General features: G+C 44.2%; 34 protein-coding genes and 3 pseudogenes. 28 read left to right on the forward strand and 9 right to left on the reverse strand.

Going from position 1 to position 23843, the window contains the following annotated elements:
• Nucleotides 1-21: 21 nt before the first annotated feature.
• The 21 genes and pseudogenes from DW085_RS08540 to DW085_RS08635 all read left to right on the forward strand — a co-directional run bounded on the left by DW085_RS08540 (nt 22) and on the right by DW085_RS08635 (nt 13753).
• The gene (locus DW085_RS08540; protein WP_118492255.1) at nt 22-1554 is read left to right on the forward strand and encodes a hypothetical protein; all 1533 of its coding nucleotides are present in this window, start codon (nt 22-24) and stop codon (nt 1552-1554) included.
• Nucleotides 1547-1762, forward strand: coding sequence for a tail protein X (locus tag DW085_RS08545; protein ID WP_069431167.1), 216 nt, complete (start codon nt 1547-1549; stop codon nt 1760-1762). The genes DW085_RS08540 and DW085_RS08545 overlap by 8 nt, the downstream gene beginning before the upstream one ends.
• A 256-nt stretch (nt 1763-2018) precedes the next feature.
• A pseudogene (locus DW085_RS20515) lies at nt 2019-2156 on the forward strand (LysM peptidoglycan-binding domain-containing protein); the annotation flags it as partial.
• 126 nt (nt 2157-2282) lie between these two features.
• Nucleotides 2283-3062, forward strand: coding sequence for a contractile injection system protein, VgrG/Pvc8 family (locus DW085_RS20520; protein ID WP_347475041.1), 780 nt, complete (start codon nt 2283-2285; stop codon nt 3060-3062).
• Nucleotides 3062-3412 (forward strand): hypothetical protein, encoded by a 351-nt coding sequence (locus DW085_RS08555; RefSeq protein ID WP_117469249.1) that lies wholly within the window; start codon nt 3062-3064, stop codon nt 3410-3412. Before DW085_RS20520 ends, DW085_RS08555 begins: the two co-directional genes overlap by 1 nt.
• Nucleotides 3413-3415: 3 nt before the next feature.
• Nucleotides 3416-3817 carry a phage tail protein gene (locus tag DW085_RS08560; RefSeq protein WP_055285871.1) on the forward strand — a complete coding sequence of 134 codons (402 nt, stop codon included), beginning with the start codon at nt 3416-3418 and terminating at the stop codon, nt 3815-3817.
• A 6-nt stretch (nt 3818-3823) separates the two neighbouring features.
• Complete coding sequence (locus DW085_RS08565) at nt 3824-4153, forward strand: hypothetical protein (protein ID WP_055285869.1); 330 nt, start codon at nt 3824-3826, stop codon at nt 4151-4153.
• Nucleotides 4146-5288, forward strand: coding sequence for a baseplate J/gp47 family protein (locus DW085_RS08570; protein ID WP_117471695.1), 1143 nt, complete (start codon nt 4146-4148; stop codon nt 5286-5288). The genes DW085_RS08565 and DW085_RS08570 overlap by 8 nt, the downstream gene beginning before the upstream one ends.
• On the forward strand, nt 5281-6282 hold the full coding sequence (locus DW085_RS08575) for a phage tail protein I (RefSeq protein WP_182430843.1): 1002 nt from the start codon (nt 5281-5283) through the stop codon (nt 6280-6282). Before DW085_RS08570 ends, DW085_RS08575 begins: the two co-directional genes overlap by 8 nt.
• Before the next feature lie 15 nt (nt 6283-6297).
• A complete protein-coding gene (locus DW085_RS08580; protein ID WP_055285863.1) occupies nt 6298-6609 on the forward strand; it encodes a hypothetical protein in 312 nt (103 codons plus the stop codon).
• 3 nt (nt 6610-6612) lie between these two features.
• Nucleotides 6613-7107 (forward strand): hypothetical protein, encoded by a 495-nt coding sequence (locus tag DW085_RS08585; RefSeq protein WP_055285860.1) that lies wholly within the window; start codon nt 6613-6615, stop codon nt 7105-7107.
• Nucleotides 7107-7289, forward strand: coding sequence for a hypothetical protein (locus DW085_RS08590; RefSeq protein ID WP_055285858.1), 183 nt, complete (start codon nt 7107-7109; stop codon nt 7287-7289). The genes DW085_RS08585 and DW085_RS08590 overlap by 1 nt, the downstream gene beginning before the upstream one ends.
• A complete protein-coding gene (locus tag DW085_RS08595; RefSeq protein WP_118492261.1) occupies nt 7279-7632 on the forward strand; it encodes a hypothetical protein in 354 nt (117 codons plus the stop codon). The genes DW085_RS08590 and DW085_RS08595 overlap by 11 nt, the downstream gene beginning before the upstream one ends.
• 6 nt (nt 7633-7638) lie before the next feature.
• The gene (locus DW085_RS08600; protein ID WP_118492262.1) at nt 7639-8691 is read left to right on the forward strand and encodes a hypothetical protein; all 1053 of its coding nucleotides are present in this window, start codon (nt 7639-7641) and stop codon (nt 8689-8691) included.
• Nucleotides 8692-8773: 82 nt separating this feature from the next.
• Complete coding sequence (locus DW085_RS08605; protein ID WP_081338262.1) at nt 8774-9220, forward strand: four helix bundle protein; 447 nt, start codon at nt 8774-8776, stop codon at nt 9218-9220.
• A 441-nt stretch (nt 9221-9661) separates the two neighbouring features.
• Nucleotides 9662-10876, forward strand: coding sequence for a reverse transcriptase/maturase family protein (locus DW085_RS08610; RefSeq protein ID WP_118492264.1), 1215 nt, complete (start codon nt 9662-9664; stop codon nt 10874-10876).
• The gene (locus DW085_RS08615; RefSeq protein WP_118492266.1) at nt 10854-11306 is read left to right on the forward strand and encodes a hypothetical protein; all 453 of its coding nucleotides are present in this window, start codon (nt 10854-10856) and stop codon (nt 11304-11306) included. The genes DW085_RS08610 and DW085_RS08615 overlap by 23 nt, the downstream gene beginning before the upstream one ends.
• A gap of 19 nt (nt 11307-11325) precedes the next feature.
• Nucleotides 11326-11709 (forward strand): hypothetical protein, encoded by a 384-nt coding sequence (locus DW085_RS08620; protein WP_069431176.1) that lies wholly within the window; start codon nt 11326-11328, stop codon nt 11707-11709.
• Nucleotides 11710-11728: 19 nt separating this feature from the next.
• A complete protein-coding gene (locus DW085_RS08625; RefSeq protein ID WP_118492268.1) occupies nt 11729-12112 on the forward strand; it encodes a phage tail tip lysozyme in 384 nt (127 codons plus the stop codon).
• 77 nt (nt 12113-12189) lie between these two features.
• Complete coding sequence (locus DW085_RS08630; protein WP_243033981.1) at nt 12190-13146, forward strand: LysM peptidoglycan-binding domain-containing protein; 957 nt, start codon at nt 12190-12192, stop codon at nt 13144-13146.
• Nucleotides 13147-13165: 19 nt separating this feature from the next.
• Complete coding sequence (locus DW085_RS08635) at nt 13166-13753, forward strand: phage holin, LLH family (RefSeq protein ID WP_118492270.1); 588 nt, start codon at nt 13166-13168, stop codon at nt 13751-13753.
• A gap of 103 nt (nt 13754-13856) precedes the next feature.
• Here the strand turns inward: DW085_RS08635 and DW085_RS08640 are convergent, their stop codons facing one another.
• The 4 genes from DW085_RS08640 to DW085_RS08655 form a co-directional block, all read right to left on the reverse strand.
• Nucleotides 13857-14174, reverse strand: coding sequence for a hypothetical protein (locus DW085_RS08640; RefSeq protein WP_118492272.1), 318 nt, complete (start codon nt 14172-14174; stop codon nt 13857-13859).
• A gap of 22 nt (nt 14175-14196) precedes the next feature.
• On the reverse strand, nt 14197-14421 hold the full coding sequence (locus DW085_RS08645; protein WP_117471706.1) for a hypothetical protein: 225 nt from the start codon (nt 14419-14421) through the stop codon (nt 14197-14199).
• Between the two features lie 138 nt (nt 14422-14559).
• Nucleotides 14560-14793, reverse strand: coding sequence for a hypothetical protein (locus DW085_RS08650; protein ID WP_117469261.1), 234 nt, complete (start codon nt 14791-14793; stop codon nt 14560-14562).
• A 50-nt stretch (nt 14794-14843) separates the two neighbouring features.
• A complete protein-coding gene (locus tag DW085_RS08655) occupies nt 14844-15140 on the reverse strand; it encodes a hypothetical protein (protein WP_118492274.1) in 297 nt (98 codons plus the stop codon).
• Between the two features lie 174 nt (nt 15141-15314).
• On the opposite strand from DW085_RS08655, the gene DW085_RS08660 reads away from it, so the two are divergent.
• From DW085_RS08660 to DW085_RS08685, 6 genes and pseudogenes are all read left to right on the forward strand, one after another.
• Nucleotides 15315-15557 carry a hypothetical protein gene (locus DW085_RS08660; RefSeq protein WP_118492276.1) on the forward strand — a complete coding sequence of 81 codons (243 nt, stop codon included), beginning with the start codon at nt 15315-15317 and terminating at the stop codon, nt 15555-15557.
• Nucleotides 15542-15919, forward strand: a complete 378-nt coding sequence (locus tag DW085_RS08665; RefSeq protein WP_118492277.1) for a hypothetical protein — start codon at nt 15542-15544, stop codon at nt 15917-15919. The genes DW085_RS08660 and DW085_RS08665 overlap by 16 nt, the downstream gene beginning before the upstream one ends.
• Nucleotides 15920-16183: 264 nt before the next feature.
• A complete protein-coding gene (locus tag DW085_RS08670; RefSeq protein WP_117469265.1) occupies nt 16184-16477 on the forward strand; it encodes a hypothetical protein in 294 nt (97 codons plus the stop codon).
• Nucleotides 16478-16528: 51 nt separating this feature from the next.
• Nucleotides 16529-16711: a hypothetical protein gene (locus DW085_RS08675; protein WP_118492279.1), complete on the forward strand. Its 183-nt coding sequence runs from the start codon at nt 16529-16531 to the stop codon at nt 16709-16711.
• A 95-nt stretch (nt 16712-16806) separates the two neighbouring features.
• Nucleotides 16807-16977: pseudogene (locus tag DW085_RS08680) on the forward strand (ABC transporter ATP-binding protein); the annotation flags it as partial.
• Nucleotides 16974-19418: an ABC transporter permease gene (locus DW085_RS08685; RefSeq protein ID WP_118492281.1), complete on the forward strand. Its 2445-nt coding sequence runs from the start codon at nt 16974-16976 to the stop codon at nt 19416-19418. The pseudogene DW085_RS08680 and the gene DW085_RS08685, both read left to right, overlap by 4 nt.
• A gap of 301 nt (nt 19419-19719) precedes the next feature.
• Here the strand turns inward: DW085_RS08685 and DW085_RS08690 are convergent, their stop codons facing one another.
• The 4 genes from DW085_RS08690 to DW085_RS08705 form a co-directional block, all read right to left on the reverse strand.
• Nucleotides 19720-20163, reverse strand: coding sequence for a GNAT family N-acetyltransferase (locus DW085_RS08690; RefSeq protein ID WP_118492283.1), 444 nt, complete (start codon nt 20161-20163; stop codon nt 19720-19722).
• Nucleotides 20164-20242: 79 nt separating this feature from the next.
• A complete protein-coding gene (locus DW085_RS08695; protein ID WP_107001131.1) occupies nt 20243-20779 on the reverse strand; it encodes a TIGR00730 family Rossman fold protein in 537 nt (178 codons plus the stop codon).
• Nucleotides 20780-20813: 34 nt separating this feature from the next.
• Complete coding sequence (locus DW085_RS08700; protein WP_118492284.1) at nt 20814-21095, reverse strand: type II toxin-antitoxin system YafQ family toxin; 282 nt, start codon at nt 21093-21095, stop codon at nt 20814-20816.
• Complete coding sequence (locus DW085_RS08705; RefSeq protein ID WP_118492286.1) at nt 21092-21364, reverse strand: type II toxin-antitoxin system RelB/DinJ family antitoxin; 273 nt, start codon at nt 21362-21364, stop codon at nt 21092-21094. The genes DW085_RS08700 and DW085_RS08705 overlap by 4 nt, the downstream gene beginning before the upstream one ends.
• Nucleotides 21365-21499: 135 nt before the next feature.
• Between DW085_RS08705 and DW085_RS19730 the strand changes: the two are divergent.
• Nucleotides 21500-21633 (forward strand): annotated as a pseudogene (locus tag DW085_RS19730) (cell filamentation protein Fic); the annotation flags it as partial.
• 216 nt (nt 21634-21849) lie between these two features.
• Here DW085_RS19730 and DW085_RS08720 read toward each other — a convergent pair.
• A complete protein-coding gene (locus DW085_RS08720) occupies nt 21850-23772 on the reverse strand; it encodes an ATP-binding protein (protein WP_118492287.1) in 1923 nt (640 codons plus the stop codon).
• Nucleotides 23773-23843 lie beyond the last annotated feature (71 nt).

Consider the following 23843-nt stretch of genomic DNA (forward strand, 5'->3'; position numbering starts at 1 on the left):
CTGGGAAATGCGGTAAAAACGGTGCTGGGTCCTATTGGGAACCTTGCAAAAACAGCACTGGGACCGCTTGGAGGTATTGCAGGAAAGATACTGCCGGTTGTGGGCGTTATCACAACAATTATTACAGTAATACAGCTTGTAAAGAACCATCTTGAAGAGATAAGGGGATTTATACAGCGGACTTTTGGTGATGAAGCACTGGCAGTCTTTGACAAGATTGTTTCAGTCATTACCAACATAGGCGACACCATAAAGAATGTGTTTTCTGATGGGAACATAGGCGCAGCCCGTGACAAGATACAAGAATTATTCGGAGATAAAGGCGCAGCAGTCTTTGATACGTTTGTAAATGTGCTGGGAACAGTAAAGAACGCAGTTTCAGAGGTTGTGGGCTTTATAACCACATACGTTGTGCCAGTTGCAGAACAGGTATTGCAGGTAATTGTTACACAGGTAATACCGGGGATTGTTAGTTTTATTCAAGCGGCAGCCCCAACCATTATGCAGATTATACAAAGCATTGCTGATTTTATCGGTGCAATTATTCCGGTGATAGGAAGTTTCATTGCTGGTCTTATGCCGATTATTTCAGAAATAATCACATTCATTTCAACTTATGTTTTGCCGATTATTTCAGAATTATTCAGCTTTATTTGTAGCACGGTGCTTCCGGCAATTTCCGCAGCAATTCAAGCAATTTTGCCAGTGGTGACAAACGTATTGCAAACGCTTTTACCTGCGATACAAACAGCACTGACGACAATCTGGAACATAGTTTCACCAATAATTCAAGGAATTTTAGCAGCAATACAATTTGCAATGCCAACAATCCAGTCTATCGTACAAAGCGGAGTTCAAGCAATTTCCGGTGTAATTTCTGGAATTGCAACCGTACTGAATGGAATTATCACTTTCATAACTGGTGTATTTTCCGGGAACTGGCGGCAGGCTTGGGAGGGCATAAAGCAAATATTTTCTGGAATTTGGCAGGGTATCAAGTCAGTGTGTACGGGAGTTATCAACGGCATTATATCTGCGGTCAACACGGTTATACGTGGATTGAACAAAGTAAAAGTGCCAGACTGGGTGCCGGGTGTAGGTGGAAAAGGTATAAACATATCTGAAATACCTATGCTGGCGAAAGGTTCAAAAAACACACCAGACACGTTCATTGCTGGTGAAGCGGGACCGGAGTTAATCACGAACGCACCGGGGCGCACGGTGTTTACAGCGGACCAGACAAGAAACATTCTGGCTGCACAGAATACAGCAGCCACAACAGCGGCAGCGGTAGCGCCAACAGCACAGACCACAACAGCACCGCAGACGGTGAATAACTACAACACAGCGCCAGAGGTAACAGCAGGCGCAGGAAGTGGCGGTGGAAGTGCAAACAACGTAACTATAAACAACAGTCCGACAATAGTTATCAACGGGGACAAGCCGGAAGACTTGGACGCAAAACTGGAAGAGAACAACAGAAAGTTGCTGCGTGACGTTGAAGACCTGCTGGACGAAAAAGAAGACAAGGAGAAGCGGCAGAAATATGACTAAAAGCTACACAACAATATCTGGGGATATGTGGGACAAGATAGCATTTGAACAAATGGGAAGTGTCCTGCATACAGATAAGCTGATGAAAGCCAATGTCAAGTACGCCAGCACCTACGTTTTCCCTGCCGGGGTTGTATTAACAATCCCGGAAGTGGAAGACGAAGAAGACTTGGAACTGCCACCGTGGAAAAGGGGGCTGCTGACGTAGAATGAGCGCAAAAGACATGGCACGCCGGGTGGAACTGCGGTTGAAATTCCAAAACGTAAAAGTCCCGGCAAATATAAATAAATATTTAAGCAGCCTTACTTTCACTGATGAAGACGAAGACAACGCAGACGATTTGCAGCTTGCGTTTGATGATAGAGAAAGAAAGTGGCTGGGAAGCTGGCTGGAAGTAAAGCCGACTTTCATTAAGACCACAACGACGGTGCAAAAGCAGGTTGAAGCTGCAAGCGTTGTCAATTATGTGGTCAAAAAAGGTGATACGCTTTGGGCTATTGCCAAAAAGTATCTGGGAAGCGGTACAAAATACCCGCAGATTGCTTCTGAAAACAATATTAAAAACCCTAACTTAATATATCCGGGGCAGGTTTTCAAAATCACAACGGGCGGTACAGCAACACAGACGGTCACAGAAACGAAAGAAACAACAAAGAAAGTGTCTGACCCTAAATTGATAACAGCAACGATTGTCCAGAAGAACTGGCACGATAACGGCAAAGACGCCGTGCTGGACTGTGGGACATTTGAACTGGACAGCGTAGACGCCAGCGGACCGCCAACAAAAATCACACTAAAGGGCACGTCAATTCCTTATACTTCCAAAATGAGAGTAGAAAGAAAATCAAAGGCGTGGGAAAACACCAATTTGAAAGTGATTGCAGAACAGATAGCGTCTGAAAGCAGCTTGAAACTGATGTACATTGCGGACAATATACCGAAGTACAAAAGAAAAGAGCAGGTGCAGACGTCAGACATTGTGTTTTTACAGAAATTATGCAAAGCGGCAGGGCTTGCGCTGAAAGTAACCACAATGAATGTGGTTATCTACGACGCCGCAGAGTATGACAGCAAGCCACCCATAAAAACCATAAAATATGGCAGCGGTGATTATATTTCATACAAGCTGGGAACCAGCCTGCATGATACAGCATACACAAGCTGCCATGTTTCATATACGGACCCGGACAGCAAAGAAACGATTGAAAGCACATACACGGCAGACAGCACAGAGGGAACCGGGCAAACGCTTGAAGTCAACGAAAAGGTCAGAAGCACAAATGAAGCATACGAACTGGCAAAAAAACGACTACGTGAAAAGAACACACAGCAGTTTACAGCAAGTTTCACAATGCTTGGTGATGTGCAGCTGGTGGCAGGTGCCACAGTCAAATTAAAAGGCTTCCAGAAGTTCGACAGAAAGTACAAGATTACCAAAGCAACCCACAAATTGACGGGAGGATATACAACACAGATTGAATTGCAACAGGTATTGGAGGGCTACTGATGGCAGATATGACAGAGTTAAAAAACATAGTGCGGCTTGGCACCGTGCAGAGTGTGAACGCCAGCAAAATGACAGCCCGTGTGAAGTTCAAGGACAAAGGCGGTATCACTTCCGGTGATTTAAGGATTATAAAACGCCCTGTGTACGTTGTGCCAGCAATGGAAAGCGGAGCAGAGGGGCAGACAGCAAAAACAACACTGAAATATGACTACAACGGGCAAATGCTAAAAGAAGTAAGCCACAACCATGAAGCGTTTGTGACAGAGTGGACGCCGGGCGTCAATGACATGGTACTTTGCATAATGGTTCCAGATGGCGACGGCGACGGCTTCATAATTGGGGAGGTGTAGAGCATGGCAAAAATAGGAAGTCTGGGAAGTCTGGTTTTTTCAGTTTCAGAAAATACCGTGCGCACCTTTGATGAATTAAGCTGGAAAGTGTCTGCAAAGTACGCAACGCATGACAGACACATTAAGCGTGACGTATTGGAGTTTTTGGGACCGGAACCCGGAACAATCAGTTTCAAAATGGCGTTCAGTGTATTTCACGGAACAAACCCACTGAATGAAATTAAGAAATTAAACAAAATGTGCAATAAGGGCAATATTTCAACACTGGTTTTAGGCGGCAAGAAATACGGTTCCTATAAGTGGGTGATAACAGGCGTTAGCAGCACATTGAAACGCTATGACAACAAAGGCAACTGCTGGGCTGCAACAGCAGACGTGACATTGAAAGAATATCCAAAGAGGTGATAAAGCATGGACGTGATAAGGGGCGACGGGTCACTATTGACAGAAATTGACCTTGCACCAGCAAATGACCATCAAGCAGTCATACAAAATATTGCGGTTATTCTGGACACGGTGCAGGGGTCCTGCCCTATGTTCCGTGATTTTGGATTGCCCGGCAGCCTATACGGAAGACCGCAACCAGTAGTTGAAAATATACTGGTGGGCTATCTGTACGACCAGATAGAAGAATTTGAACCACGGGCGCAGGTTGCAGACATTACATTTGAACACGACGCAGCCACAGGGCGCACAATACCTATTATTTATTTGGAGGAGGTGGAAACAGACAATGAGTGACAGAAAATACCCAGACATTGACTTTGTGGAAACCGACACAGAAACGATAGAAAGCAATCTAATTGCGCTGTATGAAAATATGGTGCAGCAGGTGCCGGGGCGTGAACGCTACAAGGTGTACCCGGCGTCACCGGAAAGACTTTTTATTGCATGGGTTGCAAATATCATTGTGCAACAGCGTGTCATTATCAATGAAACAGCAAAAAAGAACGTGCCACGCTATGCGGACGGTGAATACTTGGACAGCTTGGCAGAATTATTCAAGGACTTGGAAAGACTGCCAGCAAGTCCGGCGTCTGCAATGTTCCGCTTTTATATTTCAGAAGCACAGAAACAATCAGTGATTATTCCTGCGGGCACCAGAATTTCTTTTGATGGTGCCATCTTATTTGAAACAAAAGAAAATCTGGAAATAAAAGCCGGGCAGACATACGGGGACGTTGAGGGAATTTGCACAACAGCGGGCGACGTTGGAAACAATCTGGCAGCAGGGCAGGTCAAAGAACTGGTTGACCTATACGACTACTACCAGAAAGCAGAGAATATCACGGCAACCAGCGGCGGCGCAGAAGAAGAGGACGACGCCAGTTATTATGAGCGTATGCGTGAGAGTATGGAGAGTTTCAGCACGGCGGGTCCTATTAACGGGTACATATACTGGACAAAGAGCGTATCACCAGCCGTGGCAGACGTGGCAGTGACAAGCCCGGAACCTTGCGTTGTAGACGTCCGGGTGCTTTTGCAGAATGGACAGCAGGCAACGTCCGGGGTGCTGAAAGAGATTGAAGACGCCTTGAACGCTTCCGACATTAGACCACTGACCGACAAAGTGACGGTATCTGCACCGGAAACGGTAGCATTTGACGTTGACGTGACCTTTTATATTCCACAGCCAGACGCAGCCAGCGCCACAGTCATTGCGGCGGCAGCAACACAGGCAGTGGAAGAGTACGTGACATGGCAGACAAGCAAAATGGGGCGGGATATTAACCCGTCATACCTAACAGCAAAGCTGATGGAAGCAGGCGTGAAACGTGTTGAAGTCAGAAAGCCAGTATTCACGGTTGTTGATGATATAAAGGTTGCAAAGCTGGGAAACAAAAGCGTTCTGAATGGAGGTATTGAAAATGTCTAAAACAATTTACAATGCCGATTATTCAGAGTGCCTGCCGGAAGCGCTAAAGAAAGACCCCAAAATGGTTGCACTGGCAAACGCCACGGCAGCAGCACTGCTGGACGCTTCCGGGATAATTGACAATGTGCTGATATATTCCAGATTTGATGAATTGCCAGAAGAACTGGTGGACATTTTGGCATACGACCTACACGTTGACTGGTACGACTGCAATTACCCACTGGAAGCAAAACGGGATTTAGTGAAAAACAGTGTCAAGGTTCATAAGAAAATGGGCACAAAATATGCCATTGAAACAGCGCTGGGCAGCTTATTTCCAGAAAGTGAAGTGGAAGAGTGGTTCCAGTATGAGGGAGAACCCGGACACTTTCATATTGTGCTTGATGTGACCAACCAGAGAATAACGGCAGACTACGCAGCTATTATCCGGGCAGTGAAAATGTATAAAAGATTATCTGCACACATGGACGAATTAACCTATCAAGGACAGGTCCACGGCGTCATATACACCCACGGGGAGTATTTCAGATATAAAACACCGCTGACCGGAAGACTTAACGCCGGAACATACCCACAGAGAAACACAAAAGCCGGGATAGGCGCTGCAACCTATATTGTGGGAACGGAAGCAGCAGGCTTCATATTCACGGCACCAGCAGCAGGCACAAAGCCATACAGAAACACGGTATTTTCACAGCAGGCGGCGCATATCGACGCAGACACGGCGTTGAATACGTTTGGCTATACAAATACACCAGCAGGACGGATAAAAGCCGGAGAACAGCCACAGAGGAACACAAGAGGGCAGACAAGCGGTGCCACGGTCACGGCAAGTGACAGAATGGAAGCACACCGCTTCACAGTCCCGGCAGCAGGAACCGTCCCGGAAAGAAGCACGGTGCAGCAGACACAGGGCGGCGCCGTGGGGACAAGCACGCAGGCAATGGGGTTTTCATACGGCGTCAAGCCGTGCGGAAGCCGCAGGAAGCTATAAAGGAGGTGAAAAGCCATGTTGACAACAGACGCAATCAATGATTTCAAAGATTTCATTGACAATATCATTGCCTATGCAAAAGTAACCGTCAACGGCGTTTCTGAAAAAAAGGTGATACACCGCCGGGAACGTCTGAAAGACGGCAGGGTTGCTGTATATGTACAGATTACCCCGCAGGTAAGCGGAACAGCCACGGTGCAGAGGGTACAGCTTTACAACAAGAACAACAAATTGTGGGCTGACAAAGCGGTAAATATTCCGCTTAACAATGTACAAGAGGGTGTTTTGTACCGCTTTACTTTTGATTTTACAGAAAAGGAGGTGTAACAGATGTACGAACAGAAGTTGTGGCAGGACCACGTAACAGAATTTGAAGACCGCTACACGGAAAGCAGAAATGATGATGGAACTATCACGCACACACCAGTTGAGGGGGAAATCATTCAGCAGGGCACACCGCAGAACGCAACCAACTTCAACCACATGGAAAACGGTATTTCCAATGCAACGGAAACGGCAGCACTTATGGCACTTTCCACAATCCACCACCAGCAGGCAATAGCCGACTTGCAGGGAGAAACAGCAACGGTGACTTTGAAGAATACGCAGCAGTACCCGTTCAACAATTCCACGCAGTCAGTTGCGCTGAAGACTGAAAGAAACCACATGGACTACACCGTGGAAACAGAAATTGTGGACTACACGGGCGGTTTTCCGGGCGACATTGTTATTACAGACAAGTTGCTGAATGGTTTTAAAATGGCACACACCGGAAGCGCAAAAAGCGTGACCGTAAAAATTTATGTGAAAGGTGGGTTTTACTAATGGCAGCAGGTGTGATTATTAAGACAGAGGAACGCAGACAACACGAAGAAGCCGTTATGCGTTCTTTTGGCGTGCAGGGCAGCGGGACGGCAGCACAGAGAGAAGCAGCGGAAGTTATCGCAGCCAGAAGCAGCGAGGTAGTAAGAAACCAGAATGGAGGTAGAAAGTATTATGGCTACTAATAAAATCAATGTAGTTGAGAAGACACCGGGCACGCATATTGAATATGCAGTGTCCGGCAGTAAAAAAATCACGTTTGGTGATGATGAATTAACAATCAATCTTGCCAGCCGTGAAAGAGATTTTGAAGTGTCACTGGACATTTGCATTGACGAAGAAGACGGCGTGGTGATTGGAACCGGAGGACGTGCGCAGAAGTACGCTGCGCAGATTGTTATTCCTGCCAGACGCTATGATGTTATCGAAGACGGAGAGGACGAAAACGGAGAACCGAAAGAAGTTCCAATGCCTATCCCGTTTGATATGTCACTTTGCACGCTTATTCTTTGGGGATTGGAGGTATAAAGAATTATGTCTAATTTTGATGATTTAGCAATGGCGGTTGCTTCCTTTGGGGGCAACAATGCAGTAAAGTTTGATGATTTGGGTATGCCGTCAATTATGGTGGGTATTCCAAAAATGAAGTATTCCGACATTATCACCGGAGGAACACAGGAAACATTGCCGTGGTGGATTGTGGACGGAGTAGAAAAAGAAGTTATCTGGGTATCAAAGTATATTAACGTGGTAGTCAATGACCGTGCATATTCACTGCCAATGAAAGACCCTAAAGCATACATTGACTTTGACACAGCACTTGCAGTGTGCCGCAGAAAGGGTGAGGGCTGGCACCTTAACCAGAACGGCGTTTTTGCCGCTATCAATCTTTGGTGCATGAAGAATGGATTTACACCACGGGGCAATACAAACTGGGATAGAAGCTATGAAAAAGCGTATGAAAAGGGCGTAAATACATACGTTGACGGTTCACATGGCGGCGGCAGAACTGCAACGGGTTCCGGTCCGGTAACATGGAACCATGATGGAAGCCCGGCTGGAATTGCTGACCTTTGCGGCAACTGCTGGGAGTGGGTATCTGGTATGCGCATTGTTGATGGTGAAATTCAGATTATCCCATACGGAAACGCCATGAAGTCTGACTGCAACATGGGCGCAAATAGTACAGAGTGGAAAGCAATTAAGCCGGACGGCACACTTGTTGCACCGGGAACGGTTGGCACTTTGAAGATTGACAGAACCAGTGCGAGTGACGCAACGCTGCGTATCAACACAAGTGTCACAACACAGACAACAGACAGCAATGACACAAGCGTGCCATTCAAAGACACAAAGGCAGTAAGCGGCGTAACCATTCCGCAAATTTTGATTGCGTCGGGCTTATATCCAGACGCAGGACAGACGACGCCGGGCAGATTTTGGGCAAGAAATAACGGCGAAAGACTGCCTCTCCGCGGTTCGGGTTTCAGCAACGCTTCCTACGGCGGTGCTGGTGCGCTGAACTTGTACCACGCCCGTTCTGACGTCGGCAGCAATGTGTCCTTGCGTTCCGCTTTATATGAATAACTGGAAACTGGGAACTGATAAACTGCGGGGCTTACGGCAGTAAGCCCCATACTACAAAAATACAATAAAGGTGGTTTAAGAAATGCCGGAAAACACAACAGAAGAAAGACCGCCGCAGCTGGACAATGTGCGAGATAACGCCACACAGGAAGACTTCAAAATGAAAAATAAAGTGTGGGAAATGCTGGAATATGCAGGACCACAGCTTGAAGAATTTCCCAGAGCAAAAAGAGGGCTTGCACAGAAGATAGACGGAACCATGCTGGATATTTTGGAATTGGTCATAATGCTTGAAAACAAGCACTATAAGAAAACGACACTTGGAGAACTGGACACGAAAGTTGATGTGCTGCGGCATTTGATAAGACTTGCGGCGAGTACAAAATACACACGTAGCGGCAAACCGTGTCTGCCGATGAAGAAATATGAAATGATGGCAAGATATATCAATGAAATAGGCTGCATGGTGGGCGGCTATTATAAATCACTGAACGGCAGCACTTCCGGGAATGGGAGTGCTGCAAAATAAGACTGGTAAAAGGCAGGGTAACACCTGCTTTTTATATTATGGGAATAAGCCGTTAATAGAGGACTTGCCGTGCCTATCCGGGGTTCGAGTTTCAACAACACTTCCAACGGCGGTGCTGGTGCGCTGAACTTGAACAACGCCCGTTCTAACGTCAACAACAATGTGTCCTTGCGTTCCGCTTCACCCCATTTCTGCCAGCAGTCGTGCCCACAAGTGGACACGTCCAGTGCGTCTGGGTTAAAGGGGTTTATTTCCATTCCAAAGGCTGCCAGCCGGGAGCCGTAGGAAAAAGATTGAATAGCCGTAAAGATAGTTAGTAAGCCGCAGGGCTGAAAGTCAGAGCCGGGAAGACTGGCGCTGAATGTATATATCACGTTTGAGTTGCGGAAGAACCGCAATTTGATTTGTACGGCAGATTTTAACAACAGGAGGGAAAAGAAATTGCACAAAATCAAAAACATTTTCCCTATGATTTACGACTTTGAAAATCTTTTCAATGCGTACAAAGCCGGGATAAAGTGCAAACGGTACAGACCAGATGTAATGGCGTACACGGATAAGTTAGAAGAAAATCTGATTGAATTACAGAATGAATTTATCTGGCAGACATACACCGTGGGACGCTACAACATATTTTATGTTTATGAGCCGAAAAAGCGCATGATTATGTCACTAACATTCAAAGACCGTGTGGCGCAGCACGCTATATATAGCCAGCTGAACCCATATTTTGAAAAGCAGTTCATTTCTGACAGCTACGCTTGCAGAGTAGGCAGGGGAACACACAAAGCAGTCAACCGCCTGCATGATTGGTTGAAACAGACTGACCGGAAACCGCAGCGTTTCTATTATTTGAAACTGGATATTGCAAAGTATTTTTACAGAATAGACCATGAAGTATTGATGGACATTTTGCGGAAGAAGATTGCTGATGAAGATTTGTTGCACGTCTTGTCAGTAATAATAAACTGCGAAGACACAAACTTTGGTCTGCCGCTGGGTGCCGACATTGGCGACGTGGCGTTTGATGAATTGCTGGGAGAAGTTGGGCTGCCTATTGGCAATCTGACTTCACAAATGTTTGCGAATTTGTATTTGAACGAACTTGACCAGTTCTGCAAACACAAACTGCACCTGCATTATTACATACGCTATATGGACGACATTATAATTTTACACCCAGACAAAAAGTATCTGGAAAAGATAAAGAATAAGATTGCGGACTTTCTGGGAAACAAGCTGCATTTACAGCTTAACAAGAAAACCTGCATAAGACCAACCAGCATGGGTATTGAGTTTGTGGGCTTCCGTATTTGGTCAACACACGTAAAATTGCGCAAGAAGACGGCAAAGAAGCTGAAACGTAGATTGAAATATATGTTTGCAGCATATCACGCCGGAGAGATTGACAAAGATACACTGGATAGGTCCGTTGCTTCATACCGGGGCATATTACAGCATTTCAACAGCTACGGTATGCGTCAGAGCCTAAACGAACTGTACTTGCAGGAAATGGGCAAGCCATATCCAGAACCGGAGAAGAAGCCAGCCAGCAAATGCGGTCTATTCTGCGGATATTACGGCAGCACTGATGATTATATCAAGCAGCCAGAAGAAAAGGAGGTGACGGACAGTGGAAGCAATACAGACGCTTAACCCAGCGGACGTCTGGGAAATGGTGCAGAAAGCTATTGTATGGCTTGCGGGAATTGGGATTGTTATTGACATAACGCCGGGAATTAAAGTACAGCCCGTGCGTTGGTTGATTAAACAGCTGGGAAATCTTATGAACCACGACATGAAAGAACAACTGGACCAGCTGCAAAAAGACTTTACAGACCACAAGGTTGACAGCTGGCGTATGGAAATTCTGGAATTTCAAAGCAGTTGCATAAATCACAGACGCCATACAAAAGAAGAGTTCGACCATATCATTGACATACTGGCAAAGTATGACAAGTACATCAAAGACCGCAAGTTGACAAACGGGCAAGTTGACGTTGCGCATGAATACATACTGGAAATATACAAAGAGTGTATGCGCACAAATGATTTTGCTTTGTCAAAGCCGGAAGAAGAACAATAGGAGGTACAAAAACAGCAATATGAAAAGTTTAATATTTTTTATCATTGGATTTGCACTGGCATTAGCAGTGCTTTTTTTATGGAATTTGCAGTATTTCAGACAGCGCAGAAAGAAGAGAAAAGAAGAGTTGCAGGAACACCCGGAGCGAAAGACCAGCGCAACAAAAATCATTATCTTTTCAATTCTGGCGACCTATTACATAGCATTTGCCGTGGGCGTGTGGGTAGTGGTCACAAAGGATTTTTACCAGTTATCAGTCCTTTTGACGTTCGTTGGCGGGGTAACTGCTGCCGCAGTAGCGTTCTACTGCTGGAAAGCAAAGGCAGAAAACCTGCTGAAAATCAAAGCTGCATACCCGGAGTTGTCCGGCACGCTGTCTGACTTTTCAAGTATGACGCAGTAGCGCCGGGGAGGTATAAGACATGGGACTAATAGGAAAAACAACGCCAGAAAAGATTTGGAATTTTTTGAAATCAAAAGGGCTGTCCAGTTGTGGGGCAGCCGGATTGATGGGGAACTTATATGCAGAAAGCGGGCTAAACCCGCAGAACTTGCAGAACAGCTATGAAAAGAAGCTGGGGCATACTGACGCAAGCTACACAGCAGCCGTGGACAACGGCAGCTATGGAAACTTTGCAAGGGACGGCGCAGGCTATGGGCTGGCGCAGTGGACATACCACACCAGAAAAGCCGCTTTGCTGGAATATGCAAAAGCCGCCGGGAAGTCTATTGGCGACCTTGAAACACAGATGGGGTTCCTTATGAAAGAATTGACAGAGGCTACAAAGCCACACTGTCAGTATTAAAGAGCGCACAGACCGTCATTGCTGCTTCAAATGCAGTGCTGACACAGTTTGAGCGCCCGGCAGACCAGAGCGACACGGTGAAGACAAAGCGTGCAGGATATGGGCAGAAATACTATGACCAGTACGCAGCCGGAGCCGTTAGCAATAAAAAGAATGGAGGTACAAGCAATATGAATGTATCAGAAGTAAGAAAGAAATTTGCAGCAAGGGCGGCAGCGTATGTGGGAGTGAAAGAGGGTACAGCAGCACACCACGCAATCATTGACGCCTACAACAACCACAAGCCGTTAGCGCAGGGGTACAAAGTGACATACCGTGACGCATGGTGTGCAACCTTTGGTTCAAAGATTGCTATTGAAGCGGGCTACACAGATATTATCCCTACGGAGTGCAGCTGTGACCGTCAGATTAAGTTGTGGCAGCAGATGGGGCGCTGGTGCGAGAATGACGCAAAGGTGCCGGAACCGGGCGACTATATCTATTATGACTGGGACGACAACGGCGCTGGTGACTGCACAGGCAGTTCAGACCATGTGGGCGTTGTAGAAAGCTGCAACGGTAACACTATCACAGTTGTTGAGGGCAACAAGTCCAATGCCGTTGGAAGAAGAACACTGGAAGTCAACGGGCGTTATATCAGAGGTTATGGCGTGCCGGACTTCTCAAAGAAAGCAACCAGCGAACCTGCAAAGCCTGCGGCACCTGCAAAGCCTGCACAGGGAACAGCCGGGGAACAGGTATACACCGTGCAGAGAGGTGACACACTTTCTGGCATTGCTGCAAAGTATGGCACCACATACCAGAAGTTAGCAAGCTACAACGGAATTGCAAACCCTAACGTCATTAGTGTTGGGCAGAAAATCAAAATTCCGGGAAGCGGCGTGCGTACATACACCGTGAAGAGAGGTGACAGCCTTTGGGCTATTGCAGCAAACCAGCTGGGCGACGGTTCCAGATACAATGAAATTAAGACCATGAACGGTCTTACAAGCAACACCATTTACGCTGGGCAGACATTGAAGCTGCCTGCATAATCAACAGGAGGAAAAGAACATGAATGAAGTTATTTATGCAGCTGTATATTTTGCCGTAACACTGGGGGCGTTCCTGCTTGGCAAGTACGTTTTCCCAAACATTCCGAAGACAGTCACAGACAAGCTGGGTGAACTGTCAGAGTGGGCAGCAAAGTTTGTGGAATGGGCAAAAGAGTTCAAAAAGGACAAGACCGGAGAAGAGAAGATGGCAGCAGTTGTGGAGCAGTTGAAGAAGATTGCTGATGAAGCCGGGCTGAATGTCACAGAAGACCAGCTGAAAGCCATTGCACAGACGGCATACAATGCCATGAAAGCCGGAGAGAAAGAAAGCAACACCGCAGAACCGCTGGAAGCACTCACAGCCACACCAGCTGCAACGGTAGTGATTAACACCACGGCACCAGTGACAACAACAGAGAAAGTGGCTATTGCCACAGACAATGTGCCGGAGGGCGCAACGGAAACCAACGCAGACGGAACAGTGAACCTTTACGACGCAGCCGGGAACATTACCGGGAGCGTGACAAAGGAAGAAGCAGAGAAGATGGCGGCAGAAGTCACAAAGATTGTTGACGAAAAGGGAAACACGCTGACAGACCTTAAATAATGCCGCTGACGCTTTGCAGAATAAGCCAGAATAGGAAGAAAAGACCGTAAGTGGATAAATACACCACTTGCGGTCTTTTTGCGTTTACGGGGCAAATACGGCGTTATATCGGTTTATATGTGTAATCAATGCCGTTTTCAACAGCTTTGATACTGTCTATCTGGTCTTTATAGCAGCCACGGGCAGCAGTCACACTGGCTTTTCTGACGGCTTCATTTTGACTTCTGGCGCTTATGTGCAACCAGTCAATGCGGACACCATCATTGTTCACAATGGATATTGCAAAAGATTTGTGAGCAATGCGCTTCACAGAACCTTTGCCGTTGCACTGGTAGCAAGGACCAGTCATGCCGGATTTATAAATGAATTTGCCGGAACCATTGCACTTGCTGCAAATAACAATATCTGTTTTCATAATCATTCACCATTCTTTCTGCTGGCTGCTATGCAATAGCAACCAGTCTTTCTGCACCCATTTTTCTTTCACGGACAACGCCATCTTGATTGCTTTTCAGAAGACAAGTGATTGTCTTTCCGGTCTTGCTTGGGATAAGGTCAACCACGGTGCTTGTATATCCGTAGTTCCACATGATAACGTCCCCGGTCTTTAATTCTTTTACTGCCTTTGCTTCCTGCTTGTTATATATTCCTTGAAGTTTTACTGTCATTGCTTTGCCCTCCGTGTTCTGTATTTCTTTAACTGTCTTTATTATATACTTACGGAAGTATAAAAGCAATAGACACAATGCACAAACTTACGGAAGTATAATTGTATAATATGTATACTTCCGTAAGATAAAAGCATTTTACATGGTGCCGATAAAATCAGAACTGGTCAGCGCCCAGAATTGCGCAGCGTGGATAGTTGGAAACTTTGGAATTTCCCATGTGATATTATCGTACACAATTTTATATATGCCATTCTGGTTGACTGTCAGATAATATTTATCAGTATCAGTCTTGCGGTCTGCCGGGTGCGTGTCCTGCACCATGAATGAAAGCCCGTTCTTTCTAAAGCGTCTGTTATAAGATTTTGCCATATTATTTCACCTTTTCTTTATGGGCGGCAGCAGCGCCGCCCGTGTAATATTTAATCAAGCACACATTCCATTGATATTGGATATTGCGCTTTCAGCTTTTTAAATGCCTTTTCAGTGACACGATAGGAAAGCCAGTTTTCAATTTGTTGCTTGCAGCCAGCCACCCAGCAGACTTCCTGCTTTGTAATGCCCCTGCCTTTGAGTTCAAGCGGGGTATCTACAATGTAATGGTTGCCGTAATGTGAAAGTCTGGCTTCCAGCTTTACGTCTGGTTTGCGCTGTCCCATTTCCGGGGTGTAGCAGTGAAGCCCGTTTATTCTATCTTCCATGTAAATAATTTTTCCCATATCGTTTGCCCTCCATGTGCTTGATTTCTTTAACTGTCTTTATTATATACTTACGGAAGTATAGAAGCAATGGGCAGAATAAACAAATATACTTCCGTAAGATTGTACAAAATGTATACTTCCGTAAGAAAACAAAGTGTGATATACTGAATAAAACAACAGGAGGTGCAGACAATGTCAGATACAACAGAAAAGAAATATATACCAAGAGGACCTGCGGCGACGGTAGCAAAGAATAAATACCGTGATAGCAATTATGACCGCATGGAACTTGCGGTGCCAAAGGGTATGAAAGCCCGTATCAAAGAAATAGCAAAGGCGCAGGGCTATTCTTCCCAGAACAACTATGTTGTGGAAGCGGTGAAAGAGAAATACAAGCGGGACACCGGGGAGGAATTGACGTGGCAGAAAGAGTAAAAGAACAGGAATTTGAAACGGGCTTTTTGCATGGCTGGGACGGCTCGGACTGCATATATTATACAGACGAAAAGTGCCTATATTATAATGACGCAGAAGCACCGTGCCACCATTGCCACCACTACACATTGGAGGAGCAGAAGAAAGAAGCCAGAGAAGCGGCAATGGCAGCAGGAGCAGAGGTGCTGGGCGAAGAATGGAAGCCGGGAACACTGGAAAACGTGAAAAGACAGGTTGAAAACGCCTACACAGATTTAAAAGGGTGTGGACTATACAAAGAAGAAAAGCATTTCAGAAATGGAATGGACCTCATGTATAATAATGTGATTGACATTATAAATTCAGAACTGGGGAGGAAGTAGCGTGGAAGAAAAGCGGTGCTGCATAATTCATAATTACTATGTATGCCCGGTATGCAAAACGGGGTACTGCAAACCGTTTGGAGAGGTGAAAACAAGACCAATACAGAAATGCAGGAAGTGCAATAAAACTGTTAGAATGACAATAAATGGAAAATAATTAAAAAAACTATTGACAATATACTTCCGTAAGTATATAATAAAGGCAGTTAAAGCAATAGTGCTTAACACAAAAAGTCAATACAATTCAATACGGAGGAAATCAAAATGGCAGAAATGACAAAGAAAGCATTAAACAAAATCAAGGCAGCAGCGTTCACAGAATTTAAGCAGGGTTTTTCAGAGGAAGAATTTAGAAACCTGTTCGCAGGCGGCAAGAACGTAGTGACAGCGTGGAGAATTACAGAGGGAACAAAAAGCAAGATTGTGATTACACAGTATGACACGCAGATTAACACGAACACTTTACAGCAGGACGGCTTCACAGAAGCAGCAACAGCAGAAAAGCTGTTCTATGCTGACCGCCAGACAAAGACACTGGAATTTGTAGGCAGAATGTAAAAAGACATTCCCGGCAGGTGGTAGGCTTGCCGGGAGGAATGGGGGCATTGAATGATAAACAAAGAAGCGGCGGCAGAATTTGCAAATAAAAACTGCGTGCGGTCAAATTGCTTCATGTGCAGAGAGGGTGACAAGTACGAAACATACAGAAAATGTCCGTTTTTGCCGTTGAAGCTGATTGCAAGAGAAAGAACGGTCACGGAAGAAGACGCGCCAGACAATATGGGAGAATAACAAAACCCCGGCAGGCAGCAGGCTTGCTGGGGTTCGTTGCAGAGGGGTACACAGTCAGTGTGTAGCCTTTTTATATTTGTACTAACTTAACACTGCCCACAGGAAATCTTGATTCTAAGACCAGTGATGAGGTAATCGCTCTGCTTAAGATGACAGCAAAAAAATATGGACAGACAATTGTAATGATTACCCATGATGACGAAATTGCACAGGTCGCTGACCGTATTCTGGTGATTGAGGACGGACAGGTGGTGGATTTCAGATGAAGACAATAAGCAGGATTGCATATAGCAATGACAAAAGGAACAGGACAAGAAGTATACTGATCATGATGGCAATCTGTCTGACCACGATGCTGCTTGTTATCATCAGTACTGTGGGAAATGGGGTAATTCATTTACAGAAAAGTCAGGCGGCAAGCTCATACGGAAGCAATTATGGTCTGTTTGTTTCCGCAGACGGATCGCAGTTAAAAGAAGTAAACCGCCGTGCGGAAATAGATGCTACAGGCACTATGTGCACCGAAGGTATCATAAAAGGCAATGAAAAAGGCGGGTTTGTCTGCATGGATGAGACTGTAAAAAAAATGCTTCCCTATAATAAAGAATATGAGTTAAAGGAAGGAAAGTATCCGGAAAAAATGCAGGAAATTGCCGCAGGAAGAGCATTTTTCCGTGCAATGGGGTATGGTGATGTAAAAGTCGGGGATCCGGTGACATTGGATTACCGCGCAGGGATGCAGTCAGAATATAAGCCGGAAGAATTTGTTGTCAGTGGAATCCTATATGATCGGGATGAGTATACCATCGAGTCATCTTATGTTGCTTTCGGGTCACAGGAGTTTTATGATGAGCACGTCGCAGAGAATGACAGACAGTATAATATTTATTTTACTTTAAATGATTCTGCAAATGTATCTATGAATAATATTGATTCGGTTATAAAGCAGATTGCAGCAGCCTGTGGGATCGAAGAAAAAAACGTTATAGTCAATGATCTCTATTTGCAATGGGTCTTGCAGCCGAGTTATGAAATGATTGTGGTTTGTGGAACTCTGATCCTTGGAATCGTGCTGTTTTCCGTTGTGGTCATTTATAATATCTTCCAGGTCGGGATCGCCCAGAAGGTTCAGGAGTACGGAAAAATCAAGGCGCTGGGTGCAACCAGAAAGCAGATGAAGCAGTTGATCTTTCGTGAGGGCATTCTTCTGTCGGTTCCTTCGATACCGCTGGGGTTGCTGTTTGGCTTTCTGATTGCAAAATGCGGTTTTAACTGGCTGGTAGAACAGGGGAACCTTGTATCAACCGGAACTGGCTCTATGGGAGTTCAAAATCAGCAGGTGCCTCTGTTTTCCCTGCCTGTTATGTTTCTCTGTATTTTCGTATCATTTCTTACCGTTGCTTTGGCACTGCGTAAACCAATGAAAATTGTTTCACGGATTTCACCTATCGAAGCAACACGGTATTTAGAAAATGCAGAAACACAAAAAAAAGGAAAACGAAATGGCAGAAAAAATGTCACCGTGTTTTCTATGGCAATGGCAAATGTAACGGGTAATCCCAAAAGAACTATTGGTACTATCCTCACAATGGGTTTTTCTTGCGTATTGTTTGTGATTATCTCTAATTATGTGGGAAATATTGACACGGAGCATGAAGCATGTCTTTCCGTTAATCATGGACAATTTGAACTACAGCTTGACTATTCTGCTGAGTATGATGAAAGATATCCGGAGAATAATCTGGATACGATTCTGACGGATAATCCATTGAATGATTCGCTGATTGAAGAAATCAAAAGCATTCCGGGAGTGACAGATGTCATGACGAGAGAGATAGTCTCTGTAAATCTGAACGGAACAAGATTTCCGGCTGCTGTTGTGAGTAAAAATGATTTTGATTTTATGCGCCAGGACGGGGATATTGGCTCTATGGACTATGATCAGGCGGTAAAGAATGGTGATATTTTCTTTGGCTGGTCAACGTGGATGGAACAAGATGGATATGCTCCGGGTGAATCCATTGCATTTGACTTTGAGAATGGAAGTGAAACCTATACCTATCAGGGAAAGATTGCAGGATCTTTTGTAAGCGCGGACACTTATCTTGTCATTCCGGAAGGTGTATATCGTTCCATGAATCCGAGAGGAACAGCCTATGGCTATCTGTGGGTGGACTGTGATAAAAAAGATGTGGCATCTGTAGAACAAAGTCTGAATACTTTGATTTCTAATACTTCGCATATAAAAATGGATACCTATCATGCACAGTTACAATCTGCCGAATTTGCAAGCAGCATGATGAAGCTTGGCTGTTATCTGTTTATGGCTATTGTAGGACTCATCGGGTTTATGAATATGGCGAATACCATGATCATGAATATTACGACAAAAAAGCAGGAATATGGTATATTACAGGCTGTGGGTATGACAAATAAACAATTAAATTTATGTCTGCAGTTACAGGGACTGATTTTTACGGTTGGCACCATATGTGTAGCACTTGTCGTTGGTCTGCCACTTGGCTACGTGCTCTTTGCCTATGCAAAGCATAATGGGATATTTGGAATGAATGTCTATCATGTTCCAATTACACCAATTCTTGCTATGATTTTGCTGGTCAGCCTTTTGCAGATTGTGCTTTCCTGCGTTTTAAGCAGTAATCTGAAAAAGGAAACGTTGGTTGAAAGAATAAGGTATCAGGGATAGCAAGTAACCAGGCTGTCACTCGGACAATGAGTGACAGCTTGGTTTGCGAGTATACGTCAAAAGATTCTGTGCCCTTGTATTTTCCCTTATCAGAGTTCGTAAACTTATATGGGAATATATAACACAAGGGAAAAAATAAGGGAAAGCTCACCTGTGACAAATCCAGTGTTTTCAAGGGTTTGCGGAGAATTTAATAAGAAAATATAACAGTTATTAAATCTCTTAAAACAGGTGAAATCTCAATCGGAATTTGATGAGGTGATAATATGAGCAAAAGTAAGAAGTTGACAAATACTGGAAGTTATAAACATCTTTGCAAATATATCATATCTATCAACTGTACACCGCCCTCATAAATTGGGTGGTCATAATTGTCAGTAAAGAAATGGGGAATCTTGTGAGAACGAACAAACCCACATTTTTCATAAAATGGTATCGTCAATGGACTGTCACCTGTTCCAACTTGCAAAACAGAATATTCATCTGCATATTTACTGGCAAGAAAATCAATTAGTGCTTTGCCATAGCCCTTTCTCTGATTTTCCGGATCGACTGCGATATTCTTGATTTCAAGTATTCCATTACCTTCATCGGTAACAACACATTCTGCTTTTTCATCATTGTCTTCAAGCACATACATAGTACCTTTTTCAAGATAGCGCTCAACCATGCTCTCCTGTTCATCAGCTAATAACAATAATGATATAAATTGCTTTTTATTTTCGTTCACTTCTCGGATTTTCATATCCATTACTCCGTCAAATTGGAATTGATCGTGCTCTGTCTTTCGCTAATGCAACTCCATTTTACTGTGCAAACATAAGTTATGCCCGTCTCAAGATTCGCTTTATATCATCCAGATTTTCAACAAAAAAGATTCCCTCCTGTCGCTCGTTAGAAGATAATCCTTTTTCAATCATATGATTTAGAAGTGCTTTCAAATCATCGTAGTAACCGTTCAGGTTGTAGAGAATGCAGGGTGCCTCCAGATGTTTCAAAGACACCTTCGACATTACCTCTGCAATTTCCTCCAATGTTCCCGTGCCGCCCGGGAAGGCAATAAAGGCTTCTCCTAACTCAATCATTTTGTTTTTTCTCTCAGACATATCCTTAGTCACAATCAGTTTTGTCAGTCCATCATGTTGAAACTCATTTTCAATAAAAAAATTCGGCTCAACACCCGTAACATCACCGCCTGCCTTCAATACACTGTCTGCCAATGCTCCCATTAAACCACCTTTAGAACCACCGTAAACAAGTGCATTTCCACTGTTTCCAATCCATGCCCCCAATTCCTCAACTGCTTTTCGTAAGCATGGGTCATTTCCTTCATTTGCCCCAAGATAAACTGTTATATTCATTAAAAATTTCCTCCTACAACTTCCGATTTTGGGATTATTTCTTAAACAGCTCAGAATGTGAACCAAGGCGATAAAGCATCAAAAGAAGAACTTCTCCACGAATCTCATAAATAAGCAGCCGGTCTGGTTCGATGTGACATTCACGCGTGCCTTTATAATTGCCTGTAAGATCATGATCTCTGTATTTTGCTTCCAGCATACCGCCATTCGCCAGAATATCGATTACCTCAAACAGCTTATCAAGATTTTTATTTTGCTTTTTGGCAAGCTTCAAATCCTTTTTAAATTGATTTGTAAACTGAATGTCGTATTTCATACATCGAGAGCTGCCTTAAGCGCATCCATACTGGAATAACGCGGAGTAGAAGGATCCTTCATCATTTTTCTGCCTTCCTCAATGGCAGCGGCTGTGGTAGCATTCGGTACTTCCAGTTTTAATTCAAAAGGAATACCATGCTCACGGATAGCGGTTCTCAGGAATATATTTACAGCAGTTGTCATATTCAGACCAAGCTCATTGAAGATTTCCTCCGCCTGATCCTTGATTGCCTTGTCTGTACGAATATTTAAATTAGTTGTTGCCATACAGAACACCTCCATTCAAGTATAGTATATGCAGAAATTCGTGTGATGTCAACACAATGTCATTATACAAGCTGTGAATTTTCTGTTAAAATGCATCGAAGTCCTTCTGCGTAGCAATCTGCGAATAGACTTTGTATCAAGAAGATTTATGCTGATTCAGAGCTTGAAGAAGATTCAACTATTCGGAATTTCCGAATAGTTACAAACGAGGTTCTCGTCAGGTCACACGCGATACCAAACACTATAACCTTCAAATGATCATTGCCGTAGTATGATATCGGATAAGTTGCCGGAGGATATTCAAAAGATGTACGATCACGCACATAAAGAATAAAGAAATGCCGCATATTTGCCCTTTAGAGACAAATATACGGCATTATTAGTATTCAAATGGAATGAAGGTTTAGTTTGTGGGTATAGAAAAAGCACCGTCCAAATAAACCTTGAACGATGCTCTGATAGTTAGCGGATTGTTGCTCAATCTTCTATCTCTTTATATTTTGTTTTATTGCAGTGGTCACTGCATCTATATTGAATGGCTTTGAAATGTGTCCGTTCATTCCAGAATCCAAGGATGCCTGTACATCTTCCTTGAAAGCATTTGCAGATTGTGCGATGATTGGAATTTTCGCAGCGTCTGGGCGCTCCTTGCTCATTGCACGAATTGCCCTTGCCGCCTGATGCCCATTCATTTTAGGCATCAGGACATCCATTAGAATCACATCATATGTGTCTGCTGGATTGTTGGCAAAACAAGCAACTGCGTCCTGTCCGTCTACTGCACGAGTTACATGCATACCTGCTTCTTCGAGCAGCGTGATTGCCAATTCCGCATTCAGCTCATTATCTTCTGCGAGAAGAACCTTTACTCCATTAAGGCTGACATCCTGTATCAGATTCAGCTCAGGTATCTGTTTTGGGTCTGCAAGTTCCATAGGAATTTCTACTGTAAAAGACGAACCACACCCTTTCTTGCTGTGAACCGTAATTGTACCGCCCATCAGTTCTACATATTGCTTGGAAATTGCCATTCCAAGCCCCGTTCCGGCATAATGTGTTCGTGCGCCGTTATCCTCCTGTGAAAAGGGTTCAAACAGCCTTTTCTGAAATTCTTCACTCATACCAATGCCATTGTCTTTTACCGCATAACTGCTTACAATATGCCGTTCGTCTATGCCCGGTTTGATACTAATTTCAAAAGTAATCGTTCCGCCATCTTTTGTAAACTTGACCGAATTGCTCAGAAGATTCGTCAATATCTCACGAATTTTTGTTGCATCCGTCAGAACATAAAGTTCTTTGGGGATGTTGCGATGTATCTCAAATGTTAAATCACGATTCAGTAGGAGTCCATCCACGATAGCAATCACATTATCTATTAGGACAGGCAAATTCTCCGGCTCAGGTGAGAAGCTTACCTTTCCGTTCTCGATACGGCTAAGATCCAGTACATTATTCAATAAAAACAGCAGATGCTCTGAACTTATTTTTACCTTTTGCAGACTATCGTGAATTTCAGATACATTTGTCTGGTTCAGTGCAATGTCCGTAAATCCGATAATAGCATTCATAGGTGATCGAATATCATGTGACATGTTAAGTAAGAAGGATGATTTTGCTCTGTTTGCGGTCTCTGCTTTTTCCGCAGCCTCGCGCAACAAAATCGTCTGTTCAATTTCATCTTCTCTTTTTCTTTTGTAGCCGATAAAGCAGACAGCACAAAGCAAAAACAGCACACATCCTGCCATAGCTCCAACATAAACGGATGCTCTTCTTGTTCGCTCTACAAGCCCATTCACAGACTGCATATCCATTTCAATGCATAAAGCACCAACTATTTCATCCGAATCGCCTGTTATAGGATAACAGGCTGTGAAAATAGGACCCCATGTCGTATCAACAATGTTCTGCGAATACACCGTTTCTCCTGAAAGAGCCTTGTTAATATACGGAATCATTTCATCTTCAATATAGTCTCCCGGATGTCTGACATCTCCTGCGTTGGGATCCAGACCGTCCACCACATAGATCAGCCTGTTTTCTTCATTTCGGGTGGCGGTGTATAAATATCTGGTTGAATTCAGCGTTCGAATTTCATTTAGAAACGAGGAAACCTTGTGATACATTTCTGTATTTTCATCAGATTGATGGCGGAGCGTGGCAAATTCTTCTCTTCCGATTTTTTTATTTGCCAATTTATGGATTGCATCTGCATTTTCTATATCACGTTTGAGTTCCGTTTCAAGGGCGATATCTGTATACGATTTTTGCAGAATATATGTATATGCTGATGCCAACAATGTGATTGAAAGCGTCAAAATTGCAAATAAACCTATGGAAAACTTGGTAAATCTCTGCTTTAACTCTTGGATGTCTTTGACTGACTTCTTGTCTGCTTGTGTTTTCATTCAATTTGACTCCACTTTTTATTTCATAGAAATATGTGGAAGGGGCTGATGTAAATACCGCATCTGCAGAG

The sequence above is a fragment of the Clostridium sp. AF50-3 genome (assembly GCF_003477445.1).
Taxonomy (GTDB): Bacteria; Bacillota; Clostridia; order Lachnospirales; family Lachnospiraceae; genus Otoolea; species Otoolea fessa.

Bases quoted from the DNA above. Each gene is read 5' to 3' on its own strand.
- DW085_RS08545 (WP_069431167.1), top strand. From the start codon at position 1,547: ATGACTAAAAGCTACACAACAATATCTGGGGATATGTGGGACAAGATA.
- DW085_RS08555 (WP_117469249.1), top strand. From the start codon at position 3,062: ATGGCAGATATGACAGAGTTAAAAAACATAGTGCGGCTTGGCACCGTG.
- DW085_RS08560 (WP_055285871.1), top strand. From the start codon at position 3,416: ATGGCAAAAATAGGAAGTCTGGGAAGTCTGGTTTTTTCAGTTTCAGAA.
- DW085_RS08565 (WP_055285869.1), top strand. From the start codon at position 3,824: ATGGACGTGATAAGGGGCGACGGGTCACTATTGACAGAAATTGACCTT.
- DW085_RS08570 (WP_117471695.1), top strand. From the start codon at position 4,146: ATGAGTGACAGAAAATACCCAGACATTGACTTTGTGGAAACCGACACA.
- DW085_RS08575 (WP_182430843.1), top strand. From the start codon at position 5,281: ATGTCTAAAACAATTTACAATGCCGATTATTCAGAGTGCCTGCCGGAA.
- DW085_RS08580 (WP_055285863.1), top strand. From the start codon at position 6,298: ATGTTGACAACAGACGCAATCAATGATTTCAAAGATTTCATTGACAAT.
- DW085_RS08585 (WP_055285860.1), top strand. From the start codon at position 6,613: ATGTACGAACAGAAGTTGTGGCAGGACCACGTAACAGAATTTGAAGAC.
- DW085_RS08590 (WP_055285858.1), top strand. From the start codon at position 7,107: ATGGCAGCAGGTGTGATTATTAAGACAGAGGAACGCAGACAACACGAA.
- DW085_RS08595 (WP_118492261.1), top strand. From the start codon at position 7,279: ATGGCTACTAATAAAATCAATGTAGTTGAGAAGACACCGGGCACGCAT.
- DW085_RS08600 (WP_118492262.1), top strand. From the start codon at position 7,639: ATGTCTAATTTTGATGATTTAGCAATGGCGGTTGCTTCCTTTGGGGGC.
- DW085_RS08605 (WP_081338262.1), top strand. From the start codon at position 8,774: ATGCCGGAAAACACAACAGAAGAAAGACCGCCGCAGCTGGACAATGTG.
- DW085_RS08620 (WP_069431176.1), top strand. From the start codon at position 11,326: ATGAAAAGTTTAATATTTTTTATCATTGGATTTGCACTGGCATTAGCA.
- DW085_RS08625 (WP_118492268.1), top strand. From the start codon at position 11,729: ATGGGACTAATAGGAAAAACAACGCCAGAAAAGATTTGGAATTTTTTG.
- DW085_RS08635 (WP_118492270.1), top strand. From the start codon at position 13,166: ATGAATGAAGTTATTTATGCAGCTGTATATTTTGCCGTAACACTGGGG.
- DW085_RS08640 (WP_118492272.1), bottom strand. From the start codon at position 14,174: ATGATTATGAAAACAGATATTGTTATTTGCAGCAAGTGCAATGGTTCC.
- DW085_RS08645 (WP_117471706.1), bottom strand. From the start codon at position 14,421: ATGACAGTAAAACTTCAAGGAATATATAACAAGCAGGAAGCAAAGGCA.
- DW085_RS08650 (WP_117469261.1), bottom strand. From the start codon at position 14,793: ATGGCAAAATCTTATAACAGACGCTTTAGAAAGAACGGGCTTTCATTC.
- DW085_RS08655 (WP_118492274.1), bottom strand. From the start codon at position 15,140: ATGGGAAAAATTATTTACATGGAAGATAGAATAAACGGGCTTCACTGC.
- DW085_RS08660 (WP_118492276.1), top strand. From the start codon at position 15,315: ATGTCAGATACAACAGAAAAGAAATATATACCAAGAGGACCTGCGGCG.
- DW085_RS08670 (WP_117469265.1), top strand. From the start codon at position 16,184: ATGGCAGAAATGACAAAGAAAGCATTAAACAAAATCAAGGCAGCAGCG.
- DW085_RS08675 (WP_118492279.1), top strand. From the start codon at position 16,529: ATGATAAACAAAGAAGCGGCGGCAGAATTTGCAAATAAAAACTGCGTG.
- DW085_RS08685 (WP_118492281.1), top strand. From the start codon at position 16,974: ATGAAGACAATAAGCAGGATTGCATATAGCAATGACAAAAGGAACAGG.
- DW085_RS08690 (WP_118492283.1), bottom strand. From the start codon at position 20,163: ATGAAAATCCGAGAAGTGAACGAAAATAAAAAGCAATTTATATCATTA.
- DW085_RS08695 (WP_107001131.1), bottom strand. From the start codon at position 20,779: ATGAATATAACAGTTTATCTTGGGGCAAATGAAGGAAATGACCCATGC.
- DW085_RS08700 (WP_118492284.1), bottom strand. From the start codon at position 21,095: ATGAAATACGACATTCAGTTTACAAATCAATTTAAAAAGGATTTGAAG.
- DW085_RS08705 (WP_118492286.1), bottom strand. From the start codon at position 21,364: ATGGCAACAACTAATTTAAATATTCGTACAGACAAGGCAATCAAGGAT.
- DW085_RS08720 (WP_118492287.1), bottom strand. From the start codon at position 23,772: ATGAAAACACAAGCAGACAAGAAGTCAGTCAAAGACATCCAAGAGTTA.